Raw genomic sequence first — 6585 nt, forward strand, 5'->3', positions numbered from 1 at the left:
ACGATCTGAGACTTTATTGACGTTTGGGTTTTGTTCAAGTAGGTCCATTTGTTTAGCATTAAAAATTGTATTACTCATGTTTAAACACCTCTTTATCGTTAATCCTTACCAGCAGTAGAAATACACGAGACTCCTACGGGAACAGCACGAGCTGAAAATCACCCAAAGTGAACGTTAGTGAACTTTGGGAAGTTGAAGCCGTGCCCGTGGAAAGCGAAGTGTATTTCCACTGCGGCAGATCATAAAATTCTTTTGATAAATCGTCCTAGTTATGACTAATTTCATTATAACAATGAGAGATAATCAACATAACAAAACCCCAGTTAGGAACTTTTTTTAATTAGTCCACTAACTGGGGTATAGTTCACATTTAGCGGGAGTGACTTTTATTAAAAATCAAATAGATCTCCAGATAAGTAACGTTCACCTGTATCAGGAGCGATGGCAACGATGATGTCGCCTGGTTGTTTTCGTTTAGCGACTTCAATGGCAGCATAAGTGGTCGCGCCTGCAGAAGGACCAACTAAAATGCCTTCTTCTCGAGCAAGACGGCGAGTCACATCATAAGCTTGGTCATCCTCAATTTTAATGATTTCATCGCAAACATCTAAATTTAACGTGTCTGGAATAAAACCTGGGCTCGTACCAACGAGTTTGTGTTTACCTGGTTTACCACCAGATAAAACAGGGGAGCCAGCTGGTTCTACAACATGTACGGTTAGATCTTGATATATTTTTTTAAGCTCTTCACCAGTCCCGGTTACGGTTCCACCCGTTCCAGAACTTGCAACAAATGCGGATAGAGGTTTTCCAAGGTAATCCATCGCTTCTTTTATTTCTTTCGCTGTTGTGTAACGGTGAGCGTTTGGATTCGCTTCGTTTTCAAATTGCATCGGCATAAAGCTATTTGGAATCTCTTCTAATAGTTGTTTGGCTTTTTCAATTGCGCCTGGCATTTTTTGATCGCCAGGCGTTAAAACAACTTCTGCACCATAGGCTTTTAGTAGGTTGATTCGTTCTTTCGTCATCGTGTCTGGCATGACAAGAATGGCTTTATAGCCACGAGCTGCGGCGTTCATCGCAAGACCAATACCTGTGTTACCACTCGTTGGCTCAATGATGGTTGAACCTTCTTTTAAAAGCCCTTCTTTTTCAGCTTCCACAATCATGTTATAAGCGGCACGGTCCTTAACACTACCGCTCGGATTAAAAAGTTCTAGTTTTAAGTAAACATCTGCACCATTGGCAGGACTTAATCGATTGAGTTTTACCAAAGGTGTATCTCCGATGAGCTCAGCTATATTATTAACAACACGCATATTTTCACATCCCTTATTTGTGATCATTTTTCACATAATCTTAGTTTATCAATAGGAATTAGGTGAATTCAAATCCTTAACATTTCTATTATAGCATCTTAATGATGGAATGGTTTTATGTGTTAATATAAAAGAAAAAGTAGAGGTGAGGGAGCCATGACATTTAAAGATGAAAAAGGAATCCATACTGATTTTAAAGAACGAATGACTTATGGCGACTATTTAGATTTAGATAAAATTTTAAATGCTCAAAACCGCTTATCGGGTCACCATGATGAAATGTTATTTATCGTGATTCATCAGGTAAGTGAGCTGTGGTTAAAGTTAACGTTGCACGAAATTCATGCAGCGACAGAGGCTATTCAATCCGAAAATTATGATGGTGCGTTTAAAATGTTAGCGCGCGTGTCTAAAATTCAAAGCCAAATCATACAAGCGTGGGATGTACTAGCAACGATGACTCCTGCAGAATACTTAGAGTTTAGAGAACATTTGGGACAGGCTTCGGGTTTTCAGTCTTATCAATATCGTTTAGTTGAGTTCGCATTAGGATATAAGACGCCACATGTATTAAAAATTTATGAAAAAGATCCGGAACTGGATGCACGGTTAAAAGAAGCCTATGAATCACCGGGATTATATGATGTAGCGATTCAAGCTCTTGCGAAAGCCGGTTTTGAGATTGATTCAGAAGTGTTGGAACGTGACTTAACGAAAACGTATGAAGCGAATGAAAGTGTGGAACAGGCATGGATTGAGGTTTATCGTCATGTTGATCAATACTGGGATTTATATGAATTAGCAGAGAAGTTAGTGGATATCGAAGACTGGATGCAACAATGGCGCTTCCGTCATATGAAGACAGTTGAGCGTATTATCGGACATAAAGTTGGTACAGGCGGATCCTCTGGCGTTGGTTATCTCAAGAAAGTACTTGATCATTATTTCTTCCCAGAGCTTTGGAACGTTCGTACAAAATTATAAGATGAAAAAGCTGTCCCAGAAAGTCAATGGGGCAGCTTTTTTAAATTTTAAAGTATAACCTATCAAAAATGAGTTGAGACCTATAAAAATAGAAAAAATTTTTATAGTGTTTCAAGAATGGCACGCACAGGACTTCCGTCTGCTCCTTCAACTTTTAAAGGAAGAGCCGTTAAACGATAAAGACCTGGTTCTACGTCTGTTAAGTTTAATCCCTCTAAAATATGCACACCATTTTTTAGTAATGAATGGTGAGTGTCTAATGTTTTACTATCTAACGGATCAACGGATGGTAAATCCACTCCAAGAAGTTCAATGCCATTTTCTAAGAAAAATGGACCGAGTTCAGGATCAATTATTGGTATCGTTTCAGGAAACAAATCGTTGGTCCAAGTGTCCGTTTTGAGTAGTACTCTTCGAACATCCTTTAAATTTAACCCATCGAAATCTTGAATCGTGATTTCTCCTTTAGTCGTCACATCCACAACTAAGGCGTCACCGACAAAGATTTCAAGAGGCAGTTGTTCAATCGTCATGCCACGATCCTTAAAGTGAAAAGGGGCATCGACGTGGGTAGCTGTATGACAGCTGGTCGTGATTTGACCGACATTAACGGACCCCGTTTCCTCCTGTGACCATGTTAGCTGGTAGGAGAAAGGCGTATCCCCTGGCCAAGTCGGTGTATTTGTATTCAATAACCTTGAAATATCAATAATCATATGGTCACTCCTTTATGCAATGACATCGCGTTCGTTTTTATATTGCTTATAAATCTCATTCTCCATAATATCTTTAATGATCTTAACGGTTTTGTAGACATCTTGATAAGAAACGTAAAAAGCAACAGGTGCTAATCGAATGACATTAGGTGCGCGAAAATCGGGCACGACTCCATTTGCTTTTAAAGCTTTACAAATGCTTGCGGCCTCTGCATGTTCTAAACATACATGTCCTCCACGACGAGCATCGTCTGTTGGGTTTCCGACTGTAAAATTGAAATCTGATAAAAACTCATTCACTAAATACATTAAATACTCAGTTGCTCTGAGAGATTTCTGACGAATTGCATTAATTCCTGCTTCCTCAAACAATTCTAACGAGCCGATCAACGGGGCTACACTAAGTAAGTGCGGCGTACCGATTTGAAAGGCACCGGCAGATTCTGAGGGAGTGAAATCATGTTCCATGTCAAATTGTTTTGTTTTATCAGAGCCGAACCACCCCGCAAGCCCTGGCTCAGTACCGAAATGTTTTTCATGAACAAATAAACCTGCCACACCGCCGGGTCCGCTGTTTACGTACTTGTAATGACACCAGTAAGCAAAATCGACACCTAAGTCGTGGAAATCGTGTGGAATGGCTCCAATTGAGTGACAAGCATCCCAACCGATTTTAATACCTCGTTCGTGAGCAGCGTTGGTGATACGTTCGATGTTTAGTAATTGGCCACTGCGATATAAAACAGTTGGTAAGATAACGAGTGCGACTTCATCTGTCATTGCCTCAATGAGGTCTTCTTCGTTTAACGTTCTTCCATCGCGACTTTTAACCCGTATTAAGTGTTCATTAGGATCAAGTCCGTGTAGTTTTAACTGACTTTTTAATGCGTAAATATCAGATGGGAAATTAAGCTCATCGGCTAATATTTTCGTACGATTCCCTTCAGGTTGATAAAACGTTGAGACTAATTGGTGTAAGTTTGTTGTGGTAGACCCAGTGACGACCACTTCTTTTGCTTTCGCACCTACTAGTTGAGCAACTCTTTCACCTAGGTGTTCAGACAAATAAAACCAAGGGTGTTCACCTTTCGTCCAACCGTCTATTCCGTGTATTTTCCAGGCATCAAGTACATCTAATAGGCTTTTTTCAGCTCGCTTTGATAATAGACCGAGTGAATTGCCATCCATATAGATCTGACCTTCGTTTAAGTAGAATTCATCTTTGTAACGACTAAGTTCGTCGTTTTGATCTAGTTGTTTTGCGAAATCTTCCGTAGGTTTAAACATCCGAATCCCTCCTAATGACAATATACCATAAAAGTCTGGTTCCAACTTATACATAAGTAAAAATGATTGCCTTTAATCTATGAAACGTGTTTCGAATTTAAGAAATAGGATATAATGAATAGAGATATGAGACCATCATATAATAGATTAAAAAATAGAAAAGGAGATGGCATATTGAGAGCTTTAATTATGGTCATCAGTTTAGTTTTTATAGCTGGATGTGGGATTATAGATGAAGTGAACCAAACCGTTGATTACGGTAAGGAAACGAAAGATTATGTTGGTACAATGGTAGGTTATCAGGATGATGTATCAACCTATATGAATAAAGATCAGTTAACCGAACAAGATTTACAAGATATCAAAGGTTTGATAGATGAAATAGAAGCGGAAGTCAAAGCTTTTAATGAGATTGAACCCCCAAGTGTGGCGAGTGGAATTCATGGAGAAATTGAATCACATAACGATCAGATTTTAGAAGCTATTGATGAGGCGAACCGCCAAATGGATCAAGGTGAATTTAATCCGGAGGCTTTTGAAAATCTAGAGATTGCGAAGTCGTTATCCGAACTTAAGTCTTATAAAGATCAAATAGATGAAATTATGAATTAGAATAAGTATTTCAGTTGTTTTGGCGAAAGGAAAGCCTTTTTTAGCGAAACCCACTACCGTATTGGCGAAACATTTTTTAAGTTCAGCGAAAAAACCTAGTCAATTAGCGAGAGTTAGTAAAAAATTAGCGAAACGTCATTCGAAATTGGCGAAACTTCATCCTCCGGAATAATAGGAGAATTGAGTGAATTCACATCAAAACCCCGAACTATTTTTATAGTTCGGGGTTTATAGTATCAAGCTCATTTTTTAATACGTCGCTTCAGCCACTTCAATTTGATCAAGGCTTTGTTTTAAATCTTCCCATATATCTTCCCAAGCTTCTAATCCACATGACATTCGGATTAATGTGTTTGAAATTCCCATTTTTTCACGTGTTTCTTCAGGTATTACGGCGTGAGTCATAGTGGCAGGATGTTGAATGATTGTCTCCGCATCGCCAAGGCTCACCGCAATTTTTAAGAATGATAGTTGGTTTAAGAAGTTTTGGGCTTCTTTTTTGCCGCCTCTTACTTTAAAAGAGATGACACCTGCTCCTAAGCGCATTTGTTTTTTCGCAATGTGATAGTCTGGATGGTCCGGATCGAACGGGTAATAAACTTTGTCTACATTTGGATGTGCCTTAAGGTGTCCGACAATTGTTTCAGCTGTTTGAGAATGGCGATCCATTCGAAGCGATAGCGTTTTTAAACCACGTAAAAGTAACCATGCATCAAATGGAGACATCTGTCCTCCAATATCCTTTTGTGTGGTCATGGCCATATCTGAAATAAATTCTTCTTTTCCAACGACTAAACCAGCTACAACATCACCGTGTCCACCAATATACTTAGTTGCACTGTGAATGACGATATCACAGCCTAAGTCAATTGGACGTTGTAAATAAGGGCTTGAAAATGTATTATCTACGACTACTGGAATATCATATTCCTTAGCCACGCGAGCTACCATTTCTAAATCAATAATCTTCATCGTTGGATTGATCGGTGTTTCCACATAGATCACACTTGTTTCAGGCAAGATGTGTTCTCGAATCTGTTCTTCGTTTTCCATCGATATAAAATCAGACTGAATGTTGTATTTTTCCTCCATGATGGATAATAATCCAAACGTACAACCATAAAGTCCTTGAGAACATAAGATATGCTCATTAGCTTTAGTTAGTTTAATTAATGTCGCTGATACAGCCGCCATTCCAGTTGCAAAGGCGAGGCCAGCTTCACCATTTTCCAACCTAGCAATCCGATCTTGAAGTGCTGTGACAGTTGGATTACCTAAGCGACTATAAATATAACCGTCCTCTTCACCTGCAAATCGACGCTCACCTTGTTCGGCAGACTCAAACGTAAATGTTGATGTCTGATAGATCGGTGTCGATAAACTACCTAAATGTTCTTTTGAATCATACCCAACATGGACTGCTTCCGTTTCAAACCGTCTTTCCTTCATGTTTTCCATCCCCTTTAAAACAATATCTATTACTCTATGTGTATTATTGTAACATAAATTTTGAAAGCGCTTTCCTATAGTTTTGTAAAAAAGAAAACGGAGGCCTTTTCATTAAAGACCTCCGCAGCTTGTAGAGAAACCCCGTGTTTTTCTACAAGCTTTTTTAGGTTAATAAATAGATATCTCAATAATTTATGTCTATCACAACCTTAATAATA

Annotated in this window: 6 protein-coding genes; 2 read left to right on the plus strand and 4 right to left on the minus strand. The window is 38.8% G+C overall.

Annotated features, from left to right (window positions below):
- Nucleotides 1-389: 389 nt before the first annotated feature.
- On the minus strand, nucleotides 390-1319 hold the full coding sequence (gene cysK, locus BMY57_RS15570) for a cysteine synthase A (RefSeq protein WP_091776292.1): 930 nt from the start codon (nucleotides 1317-1319) through the stop codon (nucleotides 390-392).
- A gap of 156 nt (nucleotides 1320-1475) precedes the next feature.
- Here cysK and kynA point away from each other — a divergent pair, with 156 nt between their 5' ends.
- Complete coding sequence (kynA, locus tag BMY57_RS15575) at nucleotides 1476-2303, plus strand: tryptophan 2,3-dioxygenase (RefSeq protein ID WP_091776295.1); 828 nt, start codon at nucleotides 1476-1478, stop codon at nucleotides 2301-2303.
- Nucleotides 2304-2404: 101 nt separating this feature from the next.
- On the opposite strand, the gene kynB is transcribed toward kynA, so the two are convergent.
- Both kynB and kynU read right to left on the minus strand, forming a co-directional pair.
- Nucleotides 2405-3019: an arylformamidase gene (gene kynB, locus BMY57_RS15580; RefSeq protein WP_091776298.1), complete on the minus strand. Its 615-nt coding sequence runs from the start codon at nucleotides 3017-3019 to the stop codon at nucleotides 2405-2407.
- Between the two features lie 12 nt (nucleotides 3020-3031).
- Nucleotides 3032-4306: a kynureninase gene (kynU, locus tag BMY57_RS15585; RefSeq protein WP_091776301.1), complete on the minus strand. Its 1275-nt coding sequence runs from the start codon at nucleotides 4304-4306 to the stop codon at nucleotides 3032-3034.
- Between the two features lie 174 nt (nucleotides 4307-4480).
- Between kynU and BMY57_RS15590 the strand changes: the two genes are divergently transcribed.
- Complete coding sequence (locus tag BMY57_RS15590) at nucleotides 4481-4918, plus strand: DUF6376 family protein (RefSeq protein ID WP_091776304.1); 438 nt, start codon at nucleotides 4481-4483, stop codon at nucleotides 4916-4918.
- Between the two features lie 249 nt (nucleotides 4919-5167).
- Here the strand turns inward: BMY57_RS15590 and megL are convergent, their stop codons facing one another.
- A complete protein-coding gene (gene megL, locus BMY57_RS15595) occupies nucleotides 5168-6376 on the minus strand; it encodes a methionine gamma-lyase (protein ID WP_091776323.1) in 1209 nt (402 codons plus the stop codon).
- Nucleotides 6377-6585: the final 209 nt, after the last annotated feature.

It is taken from the genome of Piscibacillus halophilus (assembly GCF_900110685.1).
Taxonomy (GTDB): domain Bacteria; phylum Bacillota; class Bacilli; order Bacillales; family Alkalibacillaceae; genus Piscibacillus; species Piscibacillus halophilus.